22 protein-coding genes are annotated in these 22,858 nt (G+C 42.3%); 20 read left to right on the top strand and 2 right to left on the bottom strand.

The window, feature by feature from the left end; genetic code table 11:
• Positions 1–2: 2 nt before the first annotated feature.
• The gene (locus MKX35_RS19025; RefSeq protein WP_076299795.1) at positions 3–980 is read right to left on the bottom strand and encodes a biotin--[acetyl-CoA-carboxylase] ligase; all 978 of its coding nucleotides are present in this window, start codon (positions 978–980) and stop codon (positions 3–5) included.
• A 247-nt stretch (positions 981–1,227) separates the two neighbouring features.
• Here MKX35_RS19025 and MKX35_RS19020 point away from each other — a divergent pair, with 247 nt between their 5' ends.
• The 16 genes from MKX35_RS19020 to MKX35_RS18940 all read left to right on the top strand — a co-directional run bounded on the left by MKX35_RS19020 (position 1,228) and on the right by MKX35_RS18940 (position 18,540).
• Complete coding sequence (locus MKX35_RS19020; RefSeq protein ID WP_076283743.1) at positions 1,228–1,779, top strand: biotin transporter BioY; 552 nt, start codon at positions 1,228–1,230, stop codon at positions 1,777–1,779.
• A 120-nt stretch (positions 1,780–1,899) separates the two neighbouring features.
• Complete coding sequence (locus tag MKX35_RS19015) at positions 1,900–3,333, top strand: helix-turn-helix domain-containing protein (protein WP_076283742.1); 1,434 nt, start codon at positions 1,900–1,902, stop codon at positions 3,331–3,333.
• A 161-nt stretch (positions 3,334–3,494) separates the two neighbouring features.
• On the top strand, positions 3,495–4,202 hold the full coding sequence (gene deoD, locus MKX35_RS19010; RefSeq protein ID WP_076299796.1) for a purine-nucleoside phosphorylase: 708 nt from the start codon (positions 3,495–3,497) through the stop codon (positions 4,200–4,202).
• 3 nt (positions 4,203–4,205) lie between these two features.
• Entirely contained in the window at positions 4,206–5,552 is a 1,347-nt protein-coding gene (locus tag MKX35_RS19005) for a purine/pyrimidine permease (RefSeq protein WP_256716325.1), read from the top strand.
• 15 nt (positions 5,553–5,567) lie between these two features.
• Positions 5,568–6,749: a NupC/NupG family nucleoside CNT transporter gene (locus MKX35_RS19000; RefSeq protein WP_042188403.1), complete on the top strand. Its 1,182-nt coding sequence runs from the start codon at positions 5,568–5,570 to the stop codon at positions 6,747–6,749.
• A 310-nt stretch (positions 6,750–7,059) separates the two neighbouring features.
• A complete protein-coding gene (gene treC / locus MKX35_RS18995; RefSeq protein ID WP_076299797.1) occupies positions 7,060–8,763 on the top strand; it encodes an alpha,alpha-phosphotrehalase in 1,704 nt (567 codons plus the stop codon).
• 50 nt (positions 8,764–8,813) lie between these two features.
• The gene (treP, locus tag MKX35_RS18990; RefSeq protein ID WP_076299798.1) at positions 8,814–10,784 is read left to right on the top strand and encodes a PTS system trehalose-specific EIIBC component; all 1,971 of its coding nucleotides are present in this window, start codon (positions 8,814–8,816) and stop codon (positions 10,782–10,784) included.
• 163 nt (positions 10,785–10,947) lie between these two features.
• Positions 10,948–11,667, top strand: a complete 720-nt coding sequence (gene treR, locus MKX35_RS18985) for a trehalose operon repressor (protein ID WP_076299799.1) — start codon at positions 10,948–10,950, stop codon at positions 11,665–11,667.
• A gap of 586 nt (positions 11,668–12,253) precedes the next feature.
• On the top strand, positions 12,254–13,699 hold the full coding sequence (locus MKX35_RS18980; protein ID WP_076283737.1) for an MFS transporter: 1,446 nt from the start codon (positions 12,254–12,256) through the stop codon (positions 13,697–13,699).
• 116 nt (positions 13,700–13,815) lie between these two features.
• A complete protein-coding gene (locus MKX35_RS18975) occupies positions 13,816–14,166 on the top strand; it encodes a metal-sensitive transcriptional regulator (protein ID WP_076283736.1) in 351 nt (116 codons plus the stop codon).
• A gap of 135 nt (positions 14,167–14,301) precedes the next feature.
• Complete coding sequence (locus tag MKX35_RS18970) at positions 14,302–15,222, top strand: hypothetical protein (RefSeq protein ID WP_076299800.1); 921 nt, start codon at positions 14,302–14,304, stop codon at positions 15,220–15,222.
• A 233-nt stretch (positions 15,223–15,455) separates the two neighbouring features.
• Entirely contained in the window at positions 15,456–15,713 is a 258-nt protein-coding gene (locus MKX35_RS18965) for a glutaredoxin family protein (RefSeq protein ID WP_060623601.1), read from the top strand.
• 171 nt (positions 15,714–15,884) lie between these two features.
• Positions 15,885–16,154 carry a hypothetical protein gene (locus tag MKX35_RS18960; RefSeq protein WP_081382921.1) on the top strand — a complete coding sequence of 90 codons (270 nt, stop codon included), beginning with the start codon at positions 15,885–15,887 and terminating at the stop codon, positions 16,152–16,154.
• A 71-nt stretch (positions 16,155–16,225) separates the two neighbouring features.
• Positions 16,226–16,414 (top strand): hypothetical protein, encoded by a 189-nt coding sequence (locus tag MKX35_RS18955; protein WP_042188410.1) that lies wholly within the window; start codon positions 16,226–16,228, stop codon positions 16,412–16,414.
• 597 nt (positions 16,415–17,011) lie between these two features.
• The gene (locus MKX35_RS18945) at positions 17,012–18,277 is read left to right on the top strand and encodes a YncE family protein (RefSeq protein WP_076299802.1); all 1,266 of its coding nucleotides are present in this window, start codon (positions 17,012–17,014) and stop codon (positions 18,275–18,277) included.
• A 71-nt stretch (positions 18,278–18,348) separates the two neighbouring features.
• Complete coding sequence (locus MKX35_RS18940; RefSeq protein WP_076299803.1) at positions 18,349–18,540, top strand: hypothetical protein; 192 nt, start codon at positions 18,349–18,351, stop codon at positions 18,538–18,540.
• 233 nt (positions 18,541–18,773) lie between these two features.
• Here MKX35_RS18940 and MKX35_RS18935 read toward each other — a convergent pair whose 3' ends face one another.
• A complete protein-coding gene (locus MKX35_RS18935; protein ID WP_076283730.1) occupies positions 18,774–19,439 on the bottom strand; it encodes a helix-turn-helix transcriptional regulator in 666 nt (221 codons plus the stop codon).
• A 294-nt stretch (positions 19,440–19,733) separates the two neighbouring features.
• Between MKX35_RS18935 and MKX35_RS18930 the strand changes: the two genes are divergently transcribed.
• The 4 genes from MKX35_RS18930 (at position 19,734) to MKX35_RS18915 (ending at position 22,857) form a co-directional block, all read left to right on the top strand.
• The gene (locus MKX35_RS18930) at positions 19,734–20,093 is read left to right on the top strand and encodes a HesB/IscA family protein (protein ID WP_370510539.1); all 360 of its coding nucleotides are present in this window, start codon (positions 19,734–19,736) and stop codon (positions 20,091–20,093) included.
• Between the two features lie 23 nt (positions 20,094–20,116).
• Positions 20,117–20,401, top strand: a complete 285-nt coding sequence (locus tag MKX35_RS18925; protein WP_076299804.1) for a HesB/YadR/YfhF family protein — start codon at positions 20,117–20,119, stop codon at positions 20,399–20,401.
• 138 nt (positions 20,402–20,539) lie between these two features.
• Positions 20,540–21,337, top strand: coding sequence for a helix-turn-helix domain-containing protein (locus MKX35_RS18920; RefSeq protein ID WP_341044395.1), 798 nt, complete (start codon positions 20,540–20,542; stop codon positions 21,335–21,337).
• 215 nt (positions 21,338–21,552) lie between these two features.
• Entirely contained in the window at positions 21,553–22,857 is a 1,305-nt protein-coding gene (locus tag MKX35_RS18915) for an NtaA/DmoA family FMN-dependent monooxygenase (protein WP_076299806.1), read from the top strand.
• The last annotated feature ends 1 nt before the right edge of the window (position 22,858 follow it).

Raw genomic sequence — 22,858 nt, 5'->3', positions numbered from 1 at the left:
AGCTAAATTTTAACACTGACTTCTCCATTTGAAAGATATTCCTCGTCACCATTTTCATATCTGACTTTCAGATGGCAATCGTTATCGATATCAATGGCTGTTGCCTTAAGCTGTTCATTATTCTTTATCACTGTTACGGGTTTGCCAAGTGAAATTAACCGTTTTCTATATTCGGAAAGAAACAATCTGTCCGTTAATTGCTCATAATATCCCATGAAATTGTTCAGTACTTCTGCTACCAGTCGGTTGCGGAGATCACCATAAGAATTGTTTTCAGAAATTACAGTTGTTGCAATCTCGGTAAGGTCGTTAGGAAAGCCGTCGAACGGCAGCGCTACATTGATACCAATACCAAGAACGGCATAATCAAGCCAGCTGTTTTCCAGTGACACGGATGCTTCAGTAAGAATCCCGCACACCTTTTTACCTTCCATGAAGACATCATTCACCCATTTAATCTGCGTTTCTTTACCGGATACGCTCTCGATGGAAAGGGCGACTGCAACAGCGGCGCAAGTGGTCAGCAGAGCGGAATCTGTTGCTGACAGCTTGGGACGCAGCAGGATACTCATATAGATACCCGTTCCCGGTGGAGAAAAGAATTTTCGGCCCATTCTCCCGCGTCCAGCGGTCTGTTCTTCGGAAAGGATCACCTTACCCTCAGCTTCTCCATTTGAGGCAAGACTTTTTACTGCTTCATTCGTTGAAGATAGTGTCTTAAAGACTTCTAAACGTAACTTTTGCCCCTGGGTATCCAGATATTTTGAAATTGCACTTGCAGATAGGATATCTGTTTGAGGTGACATGGAATATCCTTTATTAGTTACAGCTTGTATGGAATATCCGTCTGTCTGTAACGATTTTATGGCTTTCCAGACAGCGCTGCGCGTCACGGATAACTGAACGGCTATTTCCTCGCCGGAAAAGTATTCACCCTTATTACTGTCGAGCAAGGCAAGAATATGTTCTTTTACTGTCATGAACTTAAACCTCCAAAAGTATAACTCTCCGACCAAAACCCATTGAATATAATAACATCCAACGATTGCGACTGAATACTCTAATTCTATATAACAATTGGAAAAACTCAAGCTTGGTATTTCATTCTATTGTGAACTATAAATTAATTTTCGGTTTACAATCATGAATATCTCCATTATAATTCAGCTTACTGGACGTATTTACTAACCAGAATACAATTATTTATATCCAATGGAGGTCAATTTTTTGAAGACAAAAGAACTTATTTATGCTGCATTATTCGCAGCACTTATCGCGGTGCTGGGCATGATTCCACCCATCCCCCTCGGCTTCATCCCCGTTCCGATCACTGCCCAGACGCTTGGCGTCATGTTAGCTGGATGTTTTCTGGGGAAACGGATGGGCGCCCTCAGTCTAGTCATTTTCATCATTCTAGTAGCCATTGGACTGCCTGTACTGACTGGTGGCCGCGGCGGAATCGCAGTGCTCATTGGTCCTTCTGCAGGATACATATTTAGCTTCCCTATCGCGGCCGGCCTTATCGGCTGGTATTCTGAAAAAATCTGGCCGAAGGTCCGAACTTGGAAGCTGATAGCGATCAACATAATCTTTGGTGTATTACTAGTGAGTCTGATTGGTGCACCAGTCATGGCATTAATAACCAATACGTCGATCTGGGCTGGACTTGTCGGAGCGTTAGCCTTTCTTCCGGGGGACATCATCAAAGCCGTTATAGCAGCCGTCATAACGATGCAGCTGAAAGCAATTAGCCCTATTGAAGAAAAAACACAAATATAAAGTGATGTGAAACTCGGGTAAATGAAACCCGGGTTTTTTTATTGAAAAATAATATGGTTATAGATGTGAATTTGTTTATACTATAAAAATTAAAATGAAATTGAAATAGGGTGGATAACAATGGATAAGGGATTTAATTTAGCTAGCCAACTATTAACGCTGCTTGATACAGAACAAAGATGGTTTACCTTAGCCGAAGTGGAAAAAAGTTTAGGGATCTCAGATAAGACAATACGGAAGATGGTGGAGGAAATCAGTAATCAACTACCCTCTACTGTAACCATTGAAGTTTCTAGAGGTAAGGGAATCGTTCTTCTACGTGATGGGCAAAGTACGATAAGTGAAGTGATTTCTTCTATGTTCAGACAAACCATTTTCTATCGGCTGATGCATTTATTGTTTACGAATGCTGGTCAAATGTCTGTGGAGGAGCTTTCTGAAGCCATGTTTATGAGTACCTCGTCTTTGAAGAAGCTGATTGTAGAATTAAATAATAATGATCTAAAAGCGTATAAGTTACGCATTAGTTACTCTACACCTGTGATCAAAGGGAATGAAATGAATATTCGGTATTTTTATTGGAATTTATATTGTGATGCGTATGAGTTTACAGGATGGCCCTTTGCGAATATCGATTTTGCTTATATAAATCAGTTGATCACAAATATAGAGATTGAGAATAACATTGTATATTTTATCAATTCCAAAAGGAAATTGTCCTTTTTGTTGGCAATTGTAATAGAAAGAGCTGGGAAAGGAAATTGTGTAACCATCGACGAAAATGCATACCCCTGGGAAAAGGGAATGTTTTATATACCAGTGAGAGCCATAGCAGAGCGTCTTGAAGAAAAGCTGTCCATCGAATTTCCAAAGAGTGAAATATTCTTTATGCAATCCATGGTTAGTCTCAGCCAATATCATTATTATGAAGGGTCAGAGATCACTCCGATTAAAGAAGTCGAATTACACAAGAATAAAGAAGAATATCAAATGGGGAATCTGCTTCTAATGTTGTTGGCAAAGGTATACCCGAACTTGGATATGCATGAACGATTTATCTTGGAGATTTACGGGTTCTTTGACAAGTTATTAATCGAAAATGCCATTCCGGAATGGATGATGATTTCGAAAAGTCATTTAACAACATATGTAGAGCAGGAGTGCCAGCAGATTTATCAAGAAATGCAAACCTGTATGCAAACGTGGAATAAAACTTACCCTTCCGTTCTCTTCAATAATTTTCATTTAACAAAACTAACCTTAATTGTCCGTTCGAGTTTACGTTATAAGAGTAAGAGGGCTTTCTTAGTGATCGGAGAGGAATTTTCAATTCGTCATTACATAGCAGATTTGATAAAGAAGGAAATAGGGGATCAGTTGATCCTTAATACCTCCATTATGAAAGGGCTAACCGACGAGATCATGCAGCAAAATAATATTGATCTTGTCATTAGTAATATCCCGGTTGCACTAAAGACCGTGCCTGTTGTTATTATTTCTACGATCCCTTCTAAAAGAGATTTGGACAATATCCGTAAAGAATTGCTTTTATAATTTGACCAATTATTTTCCGTTACCTACGTAAGTTTTTGGTCTAGTTTGTAATGTTAAAAAACCTTATGCTCAATCTAGTTTCGAAACTGATTTTACTTGAGGGCAAGTGGAAAGCGATTTCGGTAAACCTCAGTTTACTATTAAAAGTTGGAGGAAGAACTATGAGTAGGCATTTAGGTGCAAATAAGGGAGAAATAGCAGAGCGCGTTTTGCTCCCAGGAGATCCTTTACGTGCAAAATTTGTAGCAGAACACTTTTTAGAGGGGGCTAATTGTTATAACGAAGTAAGAGGGATGTATGGATACACTGGATTATACAAGGGTGTACCGGTGTCAGTTCAGGGGACAGGGATGGGAAATCCATCGATGAGTATCTATGCTACAGAATTGATCGTCGATTATGAAGTTAAGAAGTTGATTCGCATTGGTACATGTGGTGCGATGCAAAGTGAAATTAATATCCGCGATATTATAATAGCCCAAGCGGTGTCTTCAGACAGTAATATGACGGAGAAGATCTTTCATGGTTGTAATTTTGCACCTACAGCAGATTTCTCATTGTTAATGAAAGCGTATCAACAAACACAAGCTAAAAATGCAAATGTTTTTGTTGGTAACATTTATAATTCTGATGAATTCTATCGTGAAAATTTAGATCGACTTCACAAGTTTATGGATTTTGGTGTATTAGCAGTAGAAATGGAAAGTACAGCCCTATACACTTTAGCCGCTAAATATGGTGTAAAAGCGTTATCGATTTTAACAGTCGGCAGTCAATTGCTAAGACAGGAACACCTGACTCATAAAGAAAGTGAACAATCCTTTTATGAAATGGTCGAAATAGCCCTTAACACAGTCATTGATGGCTGATTTATGGATAAGAGCAGTGTTGTTAGAAAAGAGAGTGAGAAAGAAATGAAGGTAATACTGTCAGGATTGCAGTGGATGATTTTTATGATCGCTGGTGCAATTGCTGCACCCATTGCTATCGCAGATTTATATAACTTAACACCCATTGAAACTTCCGGGCTTATCCAGAGCACAATGATTACTTTAGGGATAGCTGGATTTTTACAAGGCCTGATGGGTCATAAATTCCCTATCCATGAAGGTCCGGCAGGGTTATGGTGGAGTATTTTTACGATTTACGCAAGTTTAGTGGGGGGACTTTATTCTTCTAACAATGGTGTTTTACAAGCTTTAAGTGGGGCAATGATCATTAGCGGTGTGTTATTTATCCTAATTTCAGCATTTAAGCTAATGGATAAAATCGCTCGTCTATTTACTCCCACCATCACTTTTATTTATTTACTTTTATTGATCTTTCAATTAAGTGGATCTTTTATGAAAGGGATGATGGGGATTACCATAGCCCACACCACGTTAGATGTTAAAGTATTCATCCTTAGTGTGATTGTGGTTTGCATTACCTTTTGGTTAGGAAAAAGTCGCTTTGTAGTACTCAGCCAGTTTTCAATAATTTTCAGTATATTGATAGGCTGCCTATTATTTATTATCTGCGGTAATATACCATTGTTTTCTCATGCGGATACTCTATTTAAGCTACCGAAAATATTCCCATTTGGCAGACCTCAATTCGATGCTGGGACAATCACTACTGCATTTTTATTAACGCTGTTATTAATAACCAATGCAGTTGCGTCGATCCGTTTGATGGAGACCGTTATGAAACAAAAGCAAGTGGATCATCATCGTTATTTGCGCGCCGGGTTTACTTCTGGAATTACGCATCTTATTAGTGGCGGTTTAGGAGCGGTCGGTTCTGTCCCTATCTCGGGAGCGGCAGGATATGTTGAACAAACAGGGATGAAGGAGCGCAGATCATTTTTAATTGGATGTTGCTTTGTGATCTCAATATCCTTATTTCCGCCAATGATGAATGTTATATCAGCGATTCCAGCTCCCATAGGCTATTCCGTTACCTTCGTCATTTTTGTGAAGATGGTCGGACTAGCGCTAAAGGAATTGAAGAAGGTCATTCATGAAGAACGAACATTTATCGTTAGTGGAATTTCCCTTTTAGTGGGTGTGGGATTAATGTTTATCCCTTCATCAGCTACGGCCCATTTATCTCCGATCGTGATAGCCATTTTAAATAATGGATTAATATGCGGAAGTCTGTTGGCGATTATTTTGGAACAAGGGTTAATGTGGAAAGATGCATTTCGATATGAGGATTCCAAGAAAATTAACCGATAATTTGGAGGGCTAAAAATGCATTATCTAATTTCTATTGCTGGTTTGGTCATTGTTCTATTACTGGCATGGCTAGGAAGTAACAATAAGAAAAAGATTAAATATCGACCAATCATTGTAATGATTGCTATTCAGATCGGTTTGGGATTAATTATACTAAAAACAAGTATAGGTGAATTCTTAATTAAAGGGTTTGCCGATAGTTTTGCAAAATTGCTTGGATACGCCAATGAAGGGACTGACTTTGTTTTTGGTGGGATTGCAAATGAAGGGGCCCATACATTTTTCCTTTATGTTTTGATGCCAATTGTTTTTATGTCGGCATTAATTGGGATATTGCAGCATTACAAAATTCTCCCGTTCATTATCAAGTATATTGGTTTGGTACTAAGTAAAATAAATGGCATGGGCAAATTGGAGTCTTATAATGCAGTTGCAGCCGCAATTGTAGGACAAAATGAAGTGTTTATTTCGGTGAAAAACCAGCTTGGATTATTACCAAAACATCGCTTGTATACATTATGTGCGTCTGCAATGTCGACGGTATCCATGTCAATTGTTGGTTCATATATGACGATGCTAGAACCTCGTTATGTAGTAGCTGCATTGATATTAAACCTATTTGGTGGATTCATCATTTCATCCATCATTAATCCGTATGAAGTTACACCTGAAGAAGATATTGTTGAAGTTCAGGTAGAAGAAAAACAAACGTTTTTTGAAATGCTAGGCGAATATATTATGGATGGCTTTAAAGTAGCCATAGTAGTTGGTGTAATGTTGGTTGGTTTCGTTGGGATCATTGCATTAATTAACGGGGTCTTCAGCGGAGTATTCGGTATCTCGTTTCAAGGAATTTTAGGGTATGTCTTTGCACCCATTGCCTTTCTTATCGGTGTCCCATGGCATGAAGCTGTTGATGCAGGCAGTATCATGGCGACAAAGCTTGTTGCGAATGAATTCGTTGCTATGCTTGACTTTGTTAAGATCCAAGATGGTTTAAGTGGGCGTACTACAGCCATTGTCTCGGTTTTTCTAATCTCATTTGCTAACTTTGGGTCCATTGGTACCATTGTGGGTGCAGTGAAAGGCTTAAATGAAAAACAAGGGAATATTGTGGCTCGATTTGGATTGAAACTGTTATTTGGCGCCACACTTGTAAGCGTTTTATCCGCTCTGATCATCGGTATCATTTTTTAGTTAAACTTAGCGGATATTCGTCATCGTTATGAATTCTGCACAAGACATCTTTGTATATAAAAAGCCGCTTACTTAGCGGCTTTTTTTGTTGTGATTATAGAACAATGATTAAGATAGGAAATAGGAAAAAGAATAATTGATTATCAAATGGGTTAATTAAAGAAGAACCGCCAGTTTTTACTCTTTTTCCGAGTCAGATAGCAAAAGTATTGACAACCTGTATATACAGGTTTAAACTGTGTGAAGTGTTTGAACTTGTATATACAGGTTTAATATTTGACATAAAGTAATTCTTTTGGAGGTGTTCAACTTGAGTCAGTCCCAGTATTCGGAGTGGTGGCGCCGGTCCACGGTGTATCAGGTGTACCCGAAGAGCTTTAAGGACACTACAGGCAACGGAACAGGAGATATTAAAGGACTTATTGAAAAATTAGATTATTTGCAGAAGCTTGGAATTGATATTGTCTGGTTACAGCCGGTCTATGTCTCGCCACAACATGATAACGGTTACGATGTTGCGGATTATGAAAATATCAACCCGGATTTTGGTACGATGGAGGATTTCGACGAGTTAGTACAGGAACTGCACAGACGTGAAATGAAGCTAATGATCGATATCGTGGTTAACCATACTTCAACAGAACATGAGTGGTTCAAACAGTCCATTTCAAGCAGGAACAATCCCTATCGTGATTACTACATCTGGAAGGACCCCGCTCCGGACGGTGGCTTACCCAACAATTGGCAGTCGAAGTTCGGAGGTCCTGCCTGGCAGTTTGATGAAGCTTCGGGACAATATTATCTTACTCTCTTCGATAAAACCCAGGCGGATCTGAATTGGGAGAACGAGAAGGTAAGTAGAGCAGTGAATGATATGATGCTATTCTGGGCTAAAAAGGGTGTCGACGGCTTCCGCATGGATGTAATTAATTTAATCTCCAAGGATCAACGCTTCCCTAACGATGACGGGAGTGTTCCACCGGGGGATGGACGCAAGTTCTATACTGACGGTCCACGGGTTCATGAATACATCAAAGCGATGTACGAAGAGGTATTTGGTCCGTATGAGATGGTGACAGTCGGAGAGATGTCCTCAACTACATTGGAGCATTGCATCCGATACTCGAGTCCTAAAGAGCGGGAATTTTCCATGACTTTCAATTTTCATCATTTAAAAGTCGATTATCCGAATGGACAGAAGTGGGAGCTAATGCCCTATGATTTTGAGGCGATGAAAAGCTTGTTCACAGAGTGGCAGACCGGAATGCAGAAAGGTCAGGGCTGGAACGCCTTATTTTTTAACAATCACGATCAACCGCGTGCCCTCTCCAGATTCACTGATGATAAGGTCTACCGTGTAGAGAGTGCCAAGCTGCTTGCAACAACTCTGCATGGCCTTCAGGGAACACCTTATGTGTATCAAGGGGAAGAAATCGGGATGCCAAATCCGGTATGGAAGAGCATCGATGAGTTCCGTGACATTGAGTCACTGAATATGTACCGTATTTTGTGTGAACAGGGGAAAAGCCCTGAGACTGCCCTGAGTATTCTTCAGGAACGTTCACGGGACAATTCCCGTACGCCGATGCAGTGGGATGACAGCCGAAATGCCGGATTCACCACAGGTACTCCATGGCTGAAAGTTGATGAGCGGTATTCGGACATCAATGTGCAGAAGGAGCTAGCCAATCCCGATTCCATCTTCCATCATTACCGCAAGCTGATTGCGCTACGCAAGGATTATGGGATATTCATTGAAGGTGTATTCAAGAGACTCGATGATGGTCATCCTGAAGTGTTCGCTTACGCCAGAACAGGTGATGGAGAGGCGCTTGTAGTGGTCTCGAACTTCAGCAGTAAAGAGATTACCTTCCGCTTTGAAGATAGTCACTGGGCAGAGTTATCATCAAGTGGTAAAGACGAGCTTCTGATTGGAAATACAACAGAAACACCTGCATTAACACAAGAGCTTCAGCTTAGTCCTTATGCTTCCTACATGTGGTTAATCCGCTAACGAGGTGTACTTGAGAAGGAGCACAAATCAATTATGTAAGGAGTGAAAATATGGCTATAGACCGCAAAAATGTTGAGGATATTGTACGGGCAGTTGGGGGCAAGGAGAATATAGAGGTTGCGACACATTGTGTAACCCGGCTGAGATTCTCGCTGTATGATGAGAGCAAGGTGGATTCGGAAGCCTTGGACCGCAACGAACTAGTAAAGGGACAATTTTCTAGCCAAGGGCAGTTTCAGATCGTTATCGGACCGGGAACTGTAGATAAAGTATACGATGAAATGATTCAGATCACTGGCGGTTCTCGTTCTTCCAAAGATGAAGTGAAATCCGCTGCTGCCCGAAAACAGAATCCGCTGCAGCGTGCGATCAAGACGCTGGCTGATATATTTATTCCTATTCTTCCAGCTATCGTAACCGCAGGTTTGCTGCTTGGGATCAATAATATTTTGACCGGGCCTGGTATCTTCTTTGATAATCAGTCGCTGGTGGATGTCTATCCCGCATGGAAAGACATTGCTGCGATTATTAATACGATTGCCAGCACAGCTTTTACCTTTTTACCAGCACTTATCGGTTGGGCAGCTGTTACACGTTTCGGCGGCAGTCCTCTGCTCGGGATCGTTTTGGGTCTCATTCTCGTGCACCCGGATCTATTAAGTGCCTATAACTATGCAAGTGCTTCCACTGAGGGTACTGTTCCAACCTGGAATTTGTTCGGCTGGCATTTGGAGAAGATCGGTTATCAGGGACAAGTATTGCCAGTGCTGGTTTCGGCCTACATTCTAGCAAGGCTGGAGAAGTTCCTCAACCGCCGGGTGCATGATTCCATTAAACTGCTGGTTGTTGCGCCAGTGACTCTACTGATTACCGGTTTTCTGGCCTTCACCATTATCGGTCCGGTTACGTTTGGCATTGCCAATGCCATCACCTCCGGCCTGATCTTTGTATTTGATCATTTTGCGCTTCTTGGTGGCTTGATTTACGGCGGATTCTATGCGCTTCTCGTCATCACTGGTATGCATCATACCTTTTTGGCGGTTGATGTGCAGCTCATCGGCAGCGAGGGCGGCACTTTCCTCTGGCCGATGTTAGCGTTATCCAATATTGCACAAGGTGCCGCGGCACTGGCAATGATGTTCGTAGTCAGAGAACAGAAGGCAAAAGGCTTGGCGGCTACATCTTCAGTCTCTGCATTCCTCGGTGTGACGGAGCCGGCGATCTTCGGAGTGAATATCCGCTATCGTTATCCTTTCATCTTCGGGATGATCGGCTCAGGGATTGCCGGTATGCTTCTTACCGTTAATCAGGTTCGCGCTTCTTCCATTGGCGTAGGCGGGATTCCCGGCTTCCTTTCGATATTCCCGAACCAGTGGGGCGTGTTCTTCATTGGCATGCTTATTGTTATCATTGTGCCATTTGTCGCTACTGTACTCTACGGCCGTTCTGTGGTGGGGCGTTCCGAAAAGAACTCAGCTACAAAGGCTACTACTACTGTGAGCGAGACAGACAATTTGAACAGCCGCCCTACAGTTCAAGAGTCACATGAATCCGTGAATATTCTGGAGCTTATCTCTCCGCTCAGTGGAACTGCAGTATCCCTAGAACAGGTGCCTGATCCTGCCTTTGCCGAGAAGCAGATGGGCGAAGGCATTGCAATCGAACCTTCTGAGGGTAAAGTATATGCACCCTTTGATGCTACAGTAGCTCATGTGATCAAGAGCAAACATGCGCTTATATTGGAGCATGCTAGTGGTGTACAAGTACTCATCCACGTTGGAATTAATACCGTGTCGCTTAAAGGCAGTGGTTTTACCACCCATAAGAATATTGGCGACAAGGTGCAGGCAGGCGAGCTTCTGCTAGAATTTGATATGGAAGCTATCCGCGCAGCAGGTTACCCTTTGATTACTCCAATCATCATTCCTGCAGGTCAGGATATGGTGGAGAAGATTGAGGAGAAGACTGGACCAGCTGCAGCTAGACAATCTAGCATCTTGACTATTCATCTCAAGGGTTGATACAGGCTATATTGGCAAAGACTTTATATTACAGAAAGACAGCCCCTGGGGGCTGTCTTTCTGTAAATATAAGAATTCATATGTTCCACGCTATAAATTCCCCTCCAATTGAATCGATGCTTCTAAAGGCATGACGTGATACAATAAAGGGCGGTGATCAAAATTGAGAGAAAATAAATATTTGCAAATTTATAATGAGTACAGCAACCAAATTCTTTCTGGACAACTGGTACCGGGAACCAAACTGCCCTCTGAAAGTGAACTTGCTGAAGCTTACAGCACTTCACGAGAGACCGTTCGCAAAGCGCTGAACCTGCTGTTCCGTGAAGGATACATTCACAAAATTAAGGGCAGAGGCTCCTTTGTGCTTGATATGACGAGAATGGATTTCCCCATTACCGGTCTGATTTCATTTAAAGAGATGGCCGATACACTGGGTACTGCCTCACGGACACTGGTAGAGCGGACGATAAATGAGCCGGCAGGCTCCACGCTCGCCAGACATCTACAGATTCCGCCTGAAACCCTGGTTTGGAAAGTTATTCGTGCCAGAGAGATTGAAGGCGATCGGATCATTTTGGATAAGGATTATTTCCGGGCGGATATTGTTCCATTCCTAAGCGAGGAAATCGCGGAAGGCTCACTCTATGAATATCTGGAGCAGGAATTGGGGCTTAAAATCAGTTATGCGAAGAAGCTGATATCCGTTGAGCCTTCTACCGAGGAGGATCATAGACTGCTTGATTTGAAGAGTTACACGCATATTGTAGTAGTACGAAACTATGTTTATTTGGAGAACACGGTGCTTTTCCAATATACCGAGTCCAGGCATCGACTGGATAAATTTCAGTTCGTGGATTTTGCTCGAAGGGTGAAACGTTAAGCTAAGCTTAAAGAGGGGTGTCCCAGTTTGGGATACGCCTTTTTTTCCAAAAAGGCACTATATTACCGATACAAGAAGGCTTGAGAAGTTCATTCCTACGTTCGCAAATAACGATATATTAAGAAAAAGGCTGCCCTCAGAGGCAGCTTTTTTATATGGCGTTCTAAACAACAAGCTACCCCTGGCGATTCCTCATTCCTCATTACTCATAAAGCATCTCTCATATTTTTATATGATAATTATAGTTAATCGCTTCTGTGAAAAATAAGAGGAAGAGAGATTTATTTCAGTCTTCCTCTTAATGAGGTAGAAGGATAGAGACAATAAAACGCCCAAATCGTAATGACGTGGATAAGGAAAGTTGATTTCAATTTTCTTATGGTTGAAGGCAAAACCATGAATCGTCTTCTGGGTGCCAATAAACAGCCTTGTAATGAACATTTTCCTAGTTCAGTTTTGAAATTCTTCTGGTACTGAGGAGAATACGAAAATTCACTCTTGACATTATAGGGTAGGGGGGTATAGTATTGCTACGTTGGTATTAAAAATTTTAATTATTGGTTACCAAAGGAGGAGAAAGAAAGTTATGAATAATCAAGCACAGACTTTACCGCAAGCCGATCCCAAACGCTGGATGGCGTTGGCCTTACTATGTCTTGCCAATTTCATGGTGATCATGGACACATCCATTATCGGCGTTGCACTGCCAGCCATCAAAGAAGCGCTCGGCTATACGCAGGCAAGTTTACAGTGGGTGTTTAATGCGTATGTCATATTCTTTGGCGGATTATTGTTACTTGGTGGTCGATTGTCCGATCTATTTGGTCAGCGCCGCATATTCATGTGGGGATTTTCCATTCTAACGTTAGCTTCCTTGCTGGCAGGACTCGCTTGGAACGAGGAAGCGCTTAATGTTGGTCGCGCCCTACAAGGATTTGGTTCCGCGTTAATAGCCCCATCCGCGTTAACGATTGTTATGATGCTCTTCGGTGGCAACCCCAAAGAACTAGGGAAAGCATTAGGCTTCTGGGGCGCATCAGCTGCTGCTGGCGGTTCAGCCGGCGTGTTTCTTGGCGGGGTCATTACCGAGTGGCTCAGCTGGCAATGGACCTTCCTCATCAATGTACCCGTTGGCATTATTGCATTACTCCTGTCGCCAGGACTTTTAGCCAAGGGAATGCGAAGAAAAGGCAGCATTGACGTCATTGGCTCCATCTTCGTCACAGCGGCTTTGGTTTTGGTGGTATATGGCATTGTTACTGCAGAACACAATGGATGGGGAGCGCCATCCACGTTGTGGACGCTTATTTCAGGAATCGTGTTATTTATCCTGTTCCTGATCGTTCAGGCAACTAAAAAAGAACCGCTTGTTCCACTGAAGATTTTTAAAACACCCAATCTGGCTGCAGGCAATATCGCGCTCATTATGCTGGCAGGGAGTTGGATTCCGCTGTGGTATTTCCTCAATCTCTATATGCAGCAGGTGCTAAAGTTTTCTGCTTTCGCCGGCGGAGTCGGCTTACTGCCGATGACGGTCCTAATTACTATCTTCATGATTTTGATTACCGGTAAATTAATCGGAAAATTCGGAATAAAAACAAACTTGGTCATTGGATTGATTGCACTCGGGGGTTCGATGCTTCTGTTCGCTAGCAATACGCCGGTTGATGGAAACTTTATCGCCAACGTGCTTCCAGCTTCCTTGCTTGGTGCACTTGGCATGTCACTTGCCTATATTCCGGCTACGATGTCCGCCATGTCGGGTGCTAAACCCGAAGAAGCAGGGCTTGCATCGGGTCTCGCCAATACGAGCTACCAGATTGGGTCAGCTATCAGTTTGGCCATCATGGTTGCGATTGCGGGTTCAACAACTGCTTCCCAAACCGGTATTGACCCGGTCTCCGTGCTAAACGAAGGCTTTCAACAAGCTTTTATGTGGTCCGGTATAGTCGCTCTTGCAGGTGCTGTGCTAGCGTTTCTATTTATCCGTTCACCTAAGCAGGGTGAAGCAAGTGACAAGGTAGCTATGTAACCAATGAATCGAGCTCCAGTGCCTAATCAACGGAGTTGACAGGACTCCATCGAATTAACAACTTATATTTTATGTATATAGGGGTGTGGAGTATTTTAAAAGAAAGGGGGATTCCGATGAGCAAAGAATCGATACTCTTTGAACAAGTGATACAGCAAGATCCGGGCTTTTGCTCACCTGGAGAGGATAAGCGCAAGAGCCATCATTCCGATCAAGCCAATAGCGATCTGCTCAACCGATTGAATCGAATCGAAGGACAGGTCCGTGGCATTAAAGACATGATTGAGAAAGATATTTACTGTGACGATATGTTGAATCAGATCTCTTCGGTGCAAGCAACATTGAATGATGTCGGGAAGCTAGTACTTGAATATCATATGAAAAGTTGTGTCATCGAACGGATTCAAGTAGGGGATACGGAAGTATTAACGGAATTCATGAAGACGATCAATAAACTGATGAAATAAAGGTCGGACCGCTTTCAGTAATGATACGGCTTTTATGCCATCATTATTATAGGGTAAGGGGAGGCTTTGCGGCTGCAGCGTGTCAAGATGCGCTCTGCATCTTCGAATTTAGATTGAAACGGAGTTGCTATAACCATGAAGAAGAAGATACTCCTCGTCGCTGCTGCGGTGGTCGCTTTTAGCGTATTGGCTGCATGCGGCAAAGCGGAGGACAAGAAGCCAGCAAACGGAAATAACCATGCCGGGCATGCAGCAAGCGGGCAAGAGAACGCCGAGAAGCATACAGGAAATGAGAAAGAGGAGGCGGGAGACATGGAGCACGGAGGCAGCCACGGTGATCATAGCGCAGCTGCGAAGCCTGCATTGGAGGATCTTAACGTATCGTTTACCTTCCCCACAGGCGCCGCAAAAGCAAACGAAGAAACGGAATTGACTATTCAAATTACGGATAAGGACGGGAAAACGGTCAATAAGTATGATATCAATCACGAGAAATTGCTTCATCTCATCATCGTCAATCACGATTTGTCATTCTTTAACCACATTCATCCCGAGTTTAAGGGAGACGGCACATTTACAGTGAACACTTCGTTCCCGGCTGGAGGTGAGTACAAGGTGTTTGCGGACTTTATTCCTACTGGCGGTGCCAATTCCACGCTTAGCGAGTGGGTGAAGGTGGAAGGCAAGGAAAGCAAACATGCCGCGATTACGCCCGAAGGGAAACTGGTGAAAGAAGTGGGTGTCAAGGAAATTGAACTGGCCTTGAGTGATACGAAACCAAACGAAGAAGTGACATTAACCTTCAACATTCGCGATGCGAAGACGAAGAAGGGGATTGATAACCTGCAGCCTTATTTAGGAGCGGTCGGCCATGTTGTGATTCTATCAAAAGATGCGAATCAATATCTTCATGTTCATCCAATCGATGAGAAAGCTACGGGACCGGATGCGAAATTCGCGACTTCTTTTCCGCAAAGCGGGACGTATAAATTATGGGGACAATTTCAGCATAACGGGGAAGTGTTCACCGTACCATTCGTCGTTGATGTGAGGTAAGGCGAATGATCATGGGATAAAAGACGATGCTGGCGGTATCATCTGCTATTCAAGTCGGGGGAAGTCGCTTTACGCTGAATCTGCTTACCAAGATAGTTATGATTTGTTCCTGTCGTATCCACGCGATCGATTTATACAAGGAGCAGGCGAAAGGGAAAGAAAAGTTTAGCATGTTGTGGACCGAATTAAATCGAGCAGTTAAAACAAATTAACGTGTAAAGGAGCGAACATTTATGTTGAAAATCGATTCGAAAACACCGATCAAAATTTACACGATTCCAACTTGCAGCGATTGCCGATTTGCCAAGCGCTACTTTAATGAGCATCAAATTCCCTACATCGAATTCAACTGCGAAGAAGATGTGAATTATGCGAAGGAAGTGCTGGAGCTGACAGGTAAGCAGATCGTACCGACCATTGTCATTCAAGACAAGGTGTTCGTTGGTTTCTCTGAAAACTTGAACGAGATAAGCAATCTTCTGCAAACTTGACAGCTAAAATGATGGAAGTATGGTAGACAAAGGAGATTAGCGATGAGTGCCCTTCCTATATAAGGAAGGGCTTTTTTGAATAGAGCAATTATAAAAATGTCATCGACCTCCAATGTCTACAGTTATTTATGTGGTAAAATTAGGATAAGTGAATCTTGGGAGGCGAGTAAATTGAGTCTCGATCTTGTGATGATCCTTTTTCTACTGTTCTTAAATATTCCAGTATATAAAGTATTGTTTCGCGTGTTCTTTGTGGATAATGATGATTATAACGAATCGATTAGACATACTTTTACACCTAACATCGTTTCATTATTCCGAGGAGAGTATTGGAAGGATAGAATGAATACGGCAAGACTTCAGTTTTTTATTATTCTTTGTGTTGGGATCGTTGTTTTAGAATACCTTGTTTTGAATAAAGTATTTGAAATTCTTGCATAAGCACCGCTCTATTATGGAAAACTTCTGTAGTGCGAATAAACTGCATGATTCCATTTTGGGAGGATAACATTATGACAAATCAGGATCCGCAGGAGCTTCTTAAGAGTAAACACAAGCTAGATGAGCAAAAAAGGCAGTTCACAAATTTTGCCCGAAGTGCTTCCGGTCATGGTGAAGTAGAAGCAGGCCAGGAATTCAGTAATGACCGAGTGCCTGACGATCAAAACCGCATGAAATCTGTTGAGAACAGACAAGATTGACCATGAAAAAATTATAAAATAAGCCGATCCATTTCTGGATCGGCTTATTTTATATAATTAATACGTTGTAAGGTGTTGTTTCAATAGGTATCGGATGCTAGAGTTTTCTTGCTTTAATTACAGAAGTTACAGGAAGCATCTTTTGCTTTTTTTGAAAAATCGCTTTTATCGTCCCGCGACTGCATAAGTTATCATCAGATTGCTCAATCATTTGCTCAATGACAAATGGATCCGATAATGTTAACGTACTTTCGTCAAGAGATACTGAACACCAAGGTTCATCGAAATAACAATTTTTAAAAACTAGAATTTCATTTTCTGTATAGACACATTTGTGTATAGGGTGAGACCATCTTTTTTTAAGGTAAGAAGCACTCCGGCTAAAGGTCGGTTGTCCAGCTTATAGCATAAATCGAATAAACAAAGTCAAAATAATCCTCTGGTAGTTTTCTTCCATGGGAGAACAGATCAATTTTGCTGAAATTAAATTCTAGCTATAGTATAGTCCAATCCCAACTACAGTTCTTACATACGTTAAAGAGAGACTGGTAGTTTTTTAAATCTTTAATTATGGGAATTAAGGGAGGATTCGTTAGAATGGCAATTTTATCATCAGGACCTATTGATAATAGTGCTGTGAGCGGTGTCAGGCCTACTGAGCAGGTGACGATCAAGATCGATAACCGGGATGCGCTGAATCAGTCCGCTATTCTGATCCAAGGGTACAATTTAACCCTCACAAGGACTTTGTATGTAAGCGAGCTTATTACGGCTTCTCCAGACGAGGTGATCACAAGAAATTACTTTGCCAATCTGGATGCCTTTGAGTTTGTCTTTACAACGGAAGGTCTCGCTGAATTGCAAACGGAAATCTCCGTGTGGGGCAAAAACTCAGCCGGGGAGCTGGTTACCGCCCACCGTCTTGTCTCATCCGAGCTGCTAGGAGCTGAAAATAGGGGAGCCACAGGCTCCGTTAACCGCATTTATGTTTCCAATTTCAATAGCAATGATGTTTCTGTGATCAACGGAGTAACAGGTGCGGTGATAGTAGTCATCCCTGTAGGCGTGAATCCTGCGGGAGTAGCCATAAACCCGTTAACCAATCGTATTTATGTTGCTAATTTGAACAGCGACAACGTATCCGTTATCGACGGAGAGACCAATACGGTGCTGGCCACCGTTCCTGCCGGGGATGGAGCAGGTGCAGTCGCGGTCAATACCTCTACCAATGCTATCTATGTTGCCAATTTTAATGATAATACTGTTACTGTCATTGACGGATTAACCAACACTGTTGTGACTACCATTATTCCCGCCGGCGGTTCTCCTTTTCCAACGGGGATCGGCGTGAATTCCTTAACCAATACTATTTATGTAGCTGATTTCAACTCGGATATTGTTACCGTCATTGACGGGGCTACGAATATGGTTATTACACAGATTCCCGTTCAGGTTAACCCGTTCCGGGTCGGTGTTGATCCCTTAACGAACCGGATTTATGTCTCGAACTTCACCAGTAACACCGTTTCAGTCATTGATGGAGCCACCAATACAGTGATAACTAACTTGCCTGTAGGAACGACTCCGGCTGAATTGGGAGTGAACATATCAACCAATGCCATCTATGTGCCAAACCGGGATGACGACAATGTGTCGGTGATTGGCGGATTAACGAATACGGTGATTACTACCATTCCGGTCGGGAATAACCCAAATGGTGCAGGAGTTAATCCATTGACCAACCGCATCTATATCACCAATCAGGATGATAACACGGTATCGGTCATTGATGGGGTTACCCAGGCTGTGATTAGTGTTATTCCTGTAGGTGCACGTCCGTTCTCAATCGGTGTCAATCCGTAGGAGGCAAGGACAAAGAATTTAGTACACTCTAAATTCTGTTCTTCATCTTACCGCAGGGGGTGAATTATACGATGGAAATAACATCGGCAGAAGAAATCATGATTCTGTTGTCGAGCATGGACAAAGAGCATTCTGTAGCACGTATCTACGTTCCGGGCATAGGTGAATTCACGATTGTACTGCAGAAGAAAGAAGGCAACAGCGGGGCAGCAGCAGAAGAACGCATACCGGTAGCAGGGTTAACAAGGAACCCTTATCTTTAGAGATTGCCAGTAAATCAGCTTTCTTGCGGTAAGGAAGAAGCTGATTTTGGGGTTTGTATCTGAGGGTCGTGATTGCTGATTATACACCTTATTCCTGGGACATTGGGGTAGTGTATTCGATAATCTGAAAAAATGAGATACTTCCCATAAATCTCATAGGCGGCTGGTTCTTTCATCCGTCGCACCGCTGGTTTTAAGATCGAGGGACAAGAACATAGTCCCTTTAAAAGTCGCTAAAACAGCAGCTTATTTTGCCTAACCGTATATACACAGTTTCTTCCTCCCGCTAAAATGTACTCCCCCCGTTCAATATGAACATTATTTCCTAGAACAGTTTTAAATAGATGTAACTCATTCTTGCATAACCCGGTACATACAGCAGCAGCTTCACAGATCGGGCAATGTTTCTCAATGAATAAAAGACTGCCATCATCCTGCTCCTTAACCTCGGCCATATAACCTTCATTTGTTCGAATCTCGGCCAGTTTCTCAAGCTTCACTCTAACGTCTGCTGTATCACCAAGATGCTGAAGATATTGTTCTTGCATATTCTTATTTCGAACAGCCAGCAGCTTGTCCAGCCCCTCATTTCCGAAAGCTTCTTTCATGGAATTGATCAAACTGATGGATAAATCCGAATATCCGCTTGGAAAAAATCGATCGGCCGCAGGTGTTAAGATCCATAGCTTGGTGGGTCGCCCCATGGGACGGGACTCTTCTTTATTAGTAACCAGCCCTTCTTCTTTCAGATCATTCAAATGTTGACGAATAGCCATTCCAGATAGCGAAAACTGGGAGGAGAGTGCCATAACATCCATTCCCCCTTGTTGCTTTAACAGATCAATGATCGCTCTTCGGGTCTTGGTTGAGACATCCTTTTTGGTATGATTTCGGCTCAAGGTGCACCTCCTTTTGAAGCTACTAAATCTACATCACAGAGTACATTTTAAACAAAAATGTTGACAAAGTCAAAGCTGAACTGTAGCTTAGACATTATAAACAAAAATGTTTACTAAGTGTCCGGATACGATGTATACATACCAATTTTCTTGGAAGTCACATTTCATGCCGTCTAATCATCAAAGCATTTTCAGCCCACGTTATTTTGTACTATCCATAGGACGTATATCAAGATAGGAAAGGGTATCCAATCTTTAGGTTTGAAAAACAAATAACCGAAGGAGGAGTTTACAATGATCATCGAGGTCAGTGATAAGGCATCAGAAAAAATCGCCGAAATCTTATTAAGTGCGAATATCCGAAATCCATTCCTTAGAGTGGGTGTTGATGAAGGGGGATGCAGTGGATTATCCTACACCCTAGTCGTAGATGAACAGCAGGCAGAAGAGGACATTGTATTAAATAAAAAGGATTTTAGTATATTGGTTCACCCGAATAGTATCCCATATATTGACGGTCTTGAAATTGACTATGAAGAGAGTGGAATGGTAGGCGGATTCACTATGAATAACCCTAATGCAAAAGCTTCATGTGGATGCGGAGCCAGTTTCAGAATGGCCAATTATCGTGGCGAAATAAAAAAATGTGATTAAACAGCAGAAAGGAGAGAAGAGGAATGATATCATTTGCAGTATCCGAAAAAGCATTGGATTCATTTAAGAATGAATGGGATTTGGAAGAGGGCCAATATGTAAGAATTTATGCAAAATATTCCGGTGGAGGCTCAGATGCCTTCACTGTTGGAATTAATGCAAGTGCTACACCGATCGATCCCGCATGGGTTCAATCTATTAGCGGATTTCATTTCTTTGTTGAAAACACTGATGTTTGGATTTTACAGGATGAACTTCTTCAAATTGATTGTAATGAAGACGGCATATTTTCAACCAAAATCTCCTGAGCATCTTCTTGAGTGCAATGTACAGTAGAATATCTACTACACTTCTAGCAATTTCGCACGCTTTTGTCTATACTATTTTAAATAAATATCAGAATGGGATCTGATTTTAACAGAAGCAGGTGCAGAACATTGATAAATTTGGACAAATTAGCAAAGGCATTTACTAATGGTGTCTATGATATAGAAGATAGAAGCAGATTAGTCATCCAGCCCAAAAGTTTATTAAGTGAATTTACCACCGTTAAGCATGGATTTCTGTTTATCATTCGCGGGGGAGCCAGAATACGTGTGAATGGAACGGTATATGAATTACGGCCAGGGTCAGTTTTTCATGCGGCTCCAGGCATGCAGATGGATTCGCAGGTTATAGGACAATCAGAGCTTGAGTACTACTCCCTTTTTTATAAATTGGATATGCCAGAAGAAATGAATTGTACTACCGAATTTGACTCTCATTTCAAGCTGGAGCCAGGAGCCAATCTAAAAATTATTGAATTACTAATCATGCTTCATCAGAATACCCATCCATCCGGAGAAATTGGAAAGCTGCGTATCAAAGAGCTGTTCTTAAGCCTAATGCATCAGGTTCTGATTGCTTGCAGTTACAGAGAGAACGACAGTTCACCGAATCAAAAGATGGTTGATGAAGCCCTTGCATACATTAAACTCCATTATATGAATTCACTTACACTCGGTGAGTTAGCGGAACGGCATGCAATGAGTACGAACCGCTTCTCTTACTTCTTTCACAAATACACGGGGCTGCGTCCAATCGACTATGTCGTTAATTATCGTATGGAACGAGCCTGTGACTTACTCAAAGCAGGCAATTTTCCTATCCACGAGATTGCGGACCGTGTCGGTTATGACAATCCGCTGTATTTCAGCCGATTATTTAAAAAGAAATTCGGTGTTTCTCCCTCTGCCTATAGATAATTAGATAATATACATATCGAGTTTCTTATACTTGAATTAAGTCTGCAGCTACTGGTGATGAACCAGAAGTGCAGACTTTTTTATTTAGCTTAAATAATGATGCATGTAGAATTTGAGATTTGTACATTTGAATTTATTTAAATTTTTGATAAACTCACCCTTGTAACTGAGAATCATTATCAGTAAATTGATTTATAAATGAAAGGCTGGTAGATATGACAGGAAACAGACAATTATGTATTGGGTTGTCCTTAAATGCAACCTGGATGAAAGGAGACGGCTGGCGGCACCCGGATAGCGGAGTCGAAAAGATGGGGTCTATCGAATATTATATTGATTTGGCAAAAATGGCGGAGAATTCTAAGCTCGATTTTCTATTCAGGGCTGATTATCTGTATGTTAGCCCGCAGATGTTAGGGGATTCCTCTAATTTCGGCAGTCCGGACCCTGCATTGTTTTTTGCAGCGATAGCCCGTGAAACCGAGCGGATCGGACTAGTGACGACGATTTCTACCACTTTTAATCCGCCTTATGTTGTAGCAAGACAGCTTCAGTCTTTACACTGGCTGAGCAATGGACGTGCCGGCTGGAATATTGTCACTTCTATTGAAGGCGCCGATAATTTCAGCGATTCACCTATGCCTTCACCAGAAGAGAGATATGCCAAGGCAAAAGAGTTCACAGATGTTGTATGCAAGCTGTGGGAGAGTTTTCCGAATGAAGCGATTGTTATCGACCGTCAGTCGGGTATGTTCTCGGATAAGGATAAAGTGACTGCTATAAATCATTCCGGAGAATTTTTCAGTGTAAAAGGACCACTTACTTTGCCTGCTCACAGGTCAGGAACGCCTCCGCTATTTCAAGCAGGCGCTTCGGATATTGGGCGGAATTTCGCTTCTTCCATTGCAGATGCTATTTTTGCAGCAATGCCGGATATCGAATCAGGAGTGGAGCTAAGGAATGATCTGAGAAAAAGAGCGGCAGAGCAGGGACGTGATCCGGATGCCATCAGAGTTTTGCCGGGCTTATATTTTTTCCTGGCTGATACGCGCGAAGAAGCGCTTGAATTACATAAGACCGCACATGCGAATTTAAGTCTTGAGCGCAGACATGCTTCGCTTAAATCGGTGTTAGGTCTTGATTTAACCGGTTATTCCATAGATAGGCGCGTAACTGCTGATATGTTACCCGATTCAAATCAGGCCGTCCGCAGCCGGACACATGCCGAACTATTGCGGCGGTATATTATCAAAAACCAGCCTACAGTGAAAGAGATCCTGGACAGGCCGGAGGTTGTCGGATCTGCTCATTGGGTATCTGTCGGGACAGTCGAGGATGTACTGAACGATATTATTGAGCGGTTTGAAGCGGGGGCTATGGATGGCTTCATCGCCTTGCCGGGCGGTTCAGAACAATCTATGGAACTGTTTTTTGAGAAGCTGGTACCGAAGCTGGTTGAGAGAGGCTTGTTCCGAAGTGAATATACGGGGTGCACTTTTCGTGAGCATCTAGGGATATAAA

The sequence above is a fragment of the Paenibacillus sp. FSL R5-0923 genome, from assembly GCF_038009145.1.
Taxonomy (GTDB): Bacteria; Bacillota; Bacilli; order Paenibacillales; family Paenibacillaceae; genus Paenibacillus_AQ.
Note: the sequence above shows the minus strand (reverse complement) of the source record. Positions and strands in the feature narration are given on the sequence as shown.

What these genes read in the sequence shown, in the direction of transcription:
- MKX35_RS19005 (WP_256716325.1), top strand. Translation starts at nt 4,206, where the DNA reads ATGGATAAGAGCAGTGTTGTTAGAAAAGAGAGTGAGAAAGAAATGAAG.
- MKX35_RS18940 (WP_076299803.1), top strand. Translation starts at nt 18,349, where the DNA reads ATGGAAATAACATCGGCAGAAGAAATCATGATTCTGTTGTCGAGCATG.
- deoD (WP_076299796.1), top strand. Translation starts at nt 3,495, where the DNA reads ATGAGTAGGCATTTAGGTGCAAATAAGGGAGAAATAGCAGAGCGCGTT.
- MKX35_RS19025 (WP_076299795.1), bottom strand. Translation starts at nt 980, where the DNA reads ATGACAGTAAAAGAACATATTCTTGCCTTGCTCGACAGTAATAAGGGT.
- MKX35_RS19015 (WP_076283742.1), top strand. Translation starts at nt 1,900, where the DNA reads ATGGATAAGGGATTTAATTTAGCTAGCCAACTATTAACGCTGCTTGAT.
- MKX35_RS18930 (WP_370510539.1), top strand. Translation starts at nt 19,734, where the DNA reads ATGATCATCGAGGTCAGTGATAAGGCATCAGAAAAAATCGCCGAAATC.
- MKX35_RS18970 (WP_076299800.1), top strand. Translation starts at nt 14,302, where the DNA reads ATGAAGAAGAAGATACTCCTCGTCGCTGCTGCGGTGGTCGCTTTTAGC.
- MKX35_RS18975 (WP_076283736.1), top strand. Translation starts at nt 13,816, where the DNA reads ATGAGCAAAGAATCGATACTCTTTGAACAAGTGATACAGCAAGATCCG.
- MKX35_RS18915 (WP_076299806.1), top strand. Translation starts at nt 21,553, where the DNA reads ATGACAGGAAACAGACAATTATGTATTGGGTTGTCCTTAAATGCAACC.
- MKX35_RS18980 (WP_076283737.1), top strand. Translation starts at nt 12,254, where the DNA reads ATGAATAATCAAGCACAGACTTTACCGCAAGCCGATCCCAAACGCTGG.
- MKX35_RS18925 (WP_076299804.1), top strand. Translation starts at nt 20,117, where the DNA reads ATGATATCATTTGCAGTATCCGAAAAAGCATTGGATTCATTTAAGAAT.
- MKX35_RS18965 (WP_060623601.1), top strand. Translation starts at nt 15,456, where the DNA reads ATGTTGAAAATCGATTCGAAAACACCGATCAAAATTTACACGATTCCA.
- MKX35_RS19000 (WP_042188403.1), top strand. Translation starts at nt 5,568, where the DNA reads ATGCATTATCTAATTTCTATTGCTGGTTTGGTCATTGTTCTATTACTG.
- treP (WP_076299798.1), top strand. Translation starts at nt 8,814, where the DNA reads ATGGCTATAGACCGCAAAAATGTTGAGGATATTGTACGGGCAGTTGGG.
- MKX35_RS18945 (WP_076299802.1), top strand. Translation starts at nt 17,012, where the DNA reads ATGGCAATTTTATCATCAGGACCTATTGATAATAGTGCTGTGAGCGGT.
- MKX35_RS18955 (WP_042188410.1), top strand. Translation starts at nt 16,226, where the DNA reads ATGACAAATCAGGATCCGCAGGAGCTTCTTAAGAGTAAACACAAGCTA.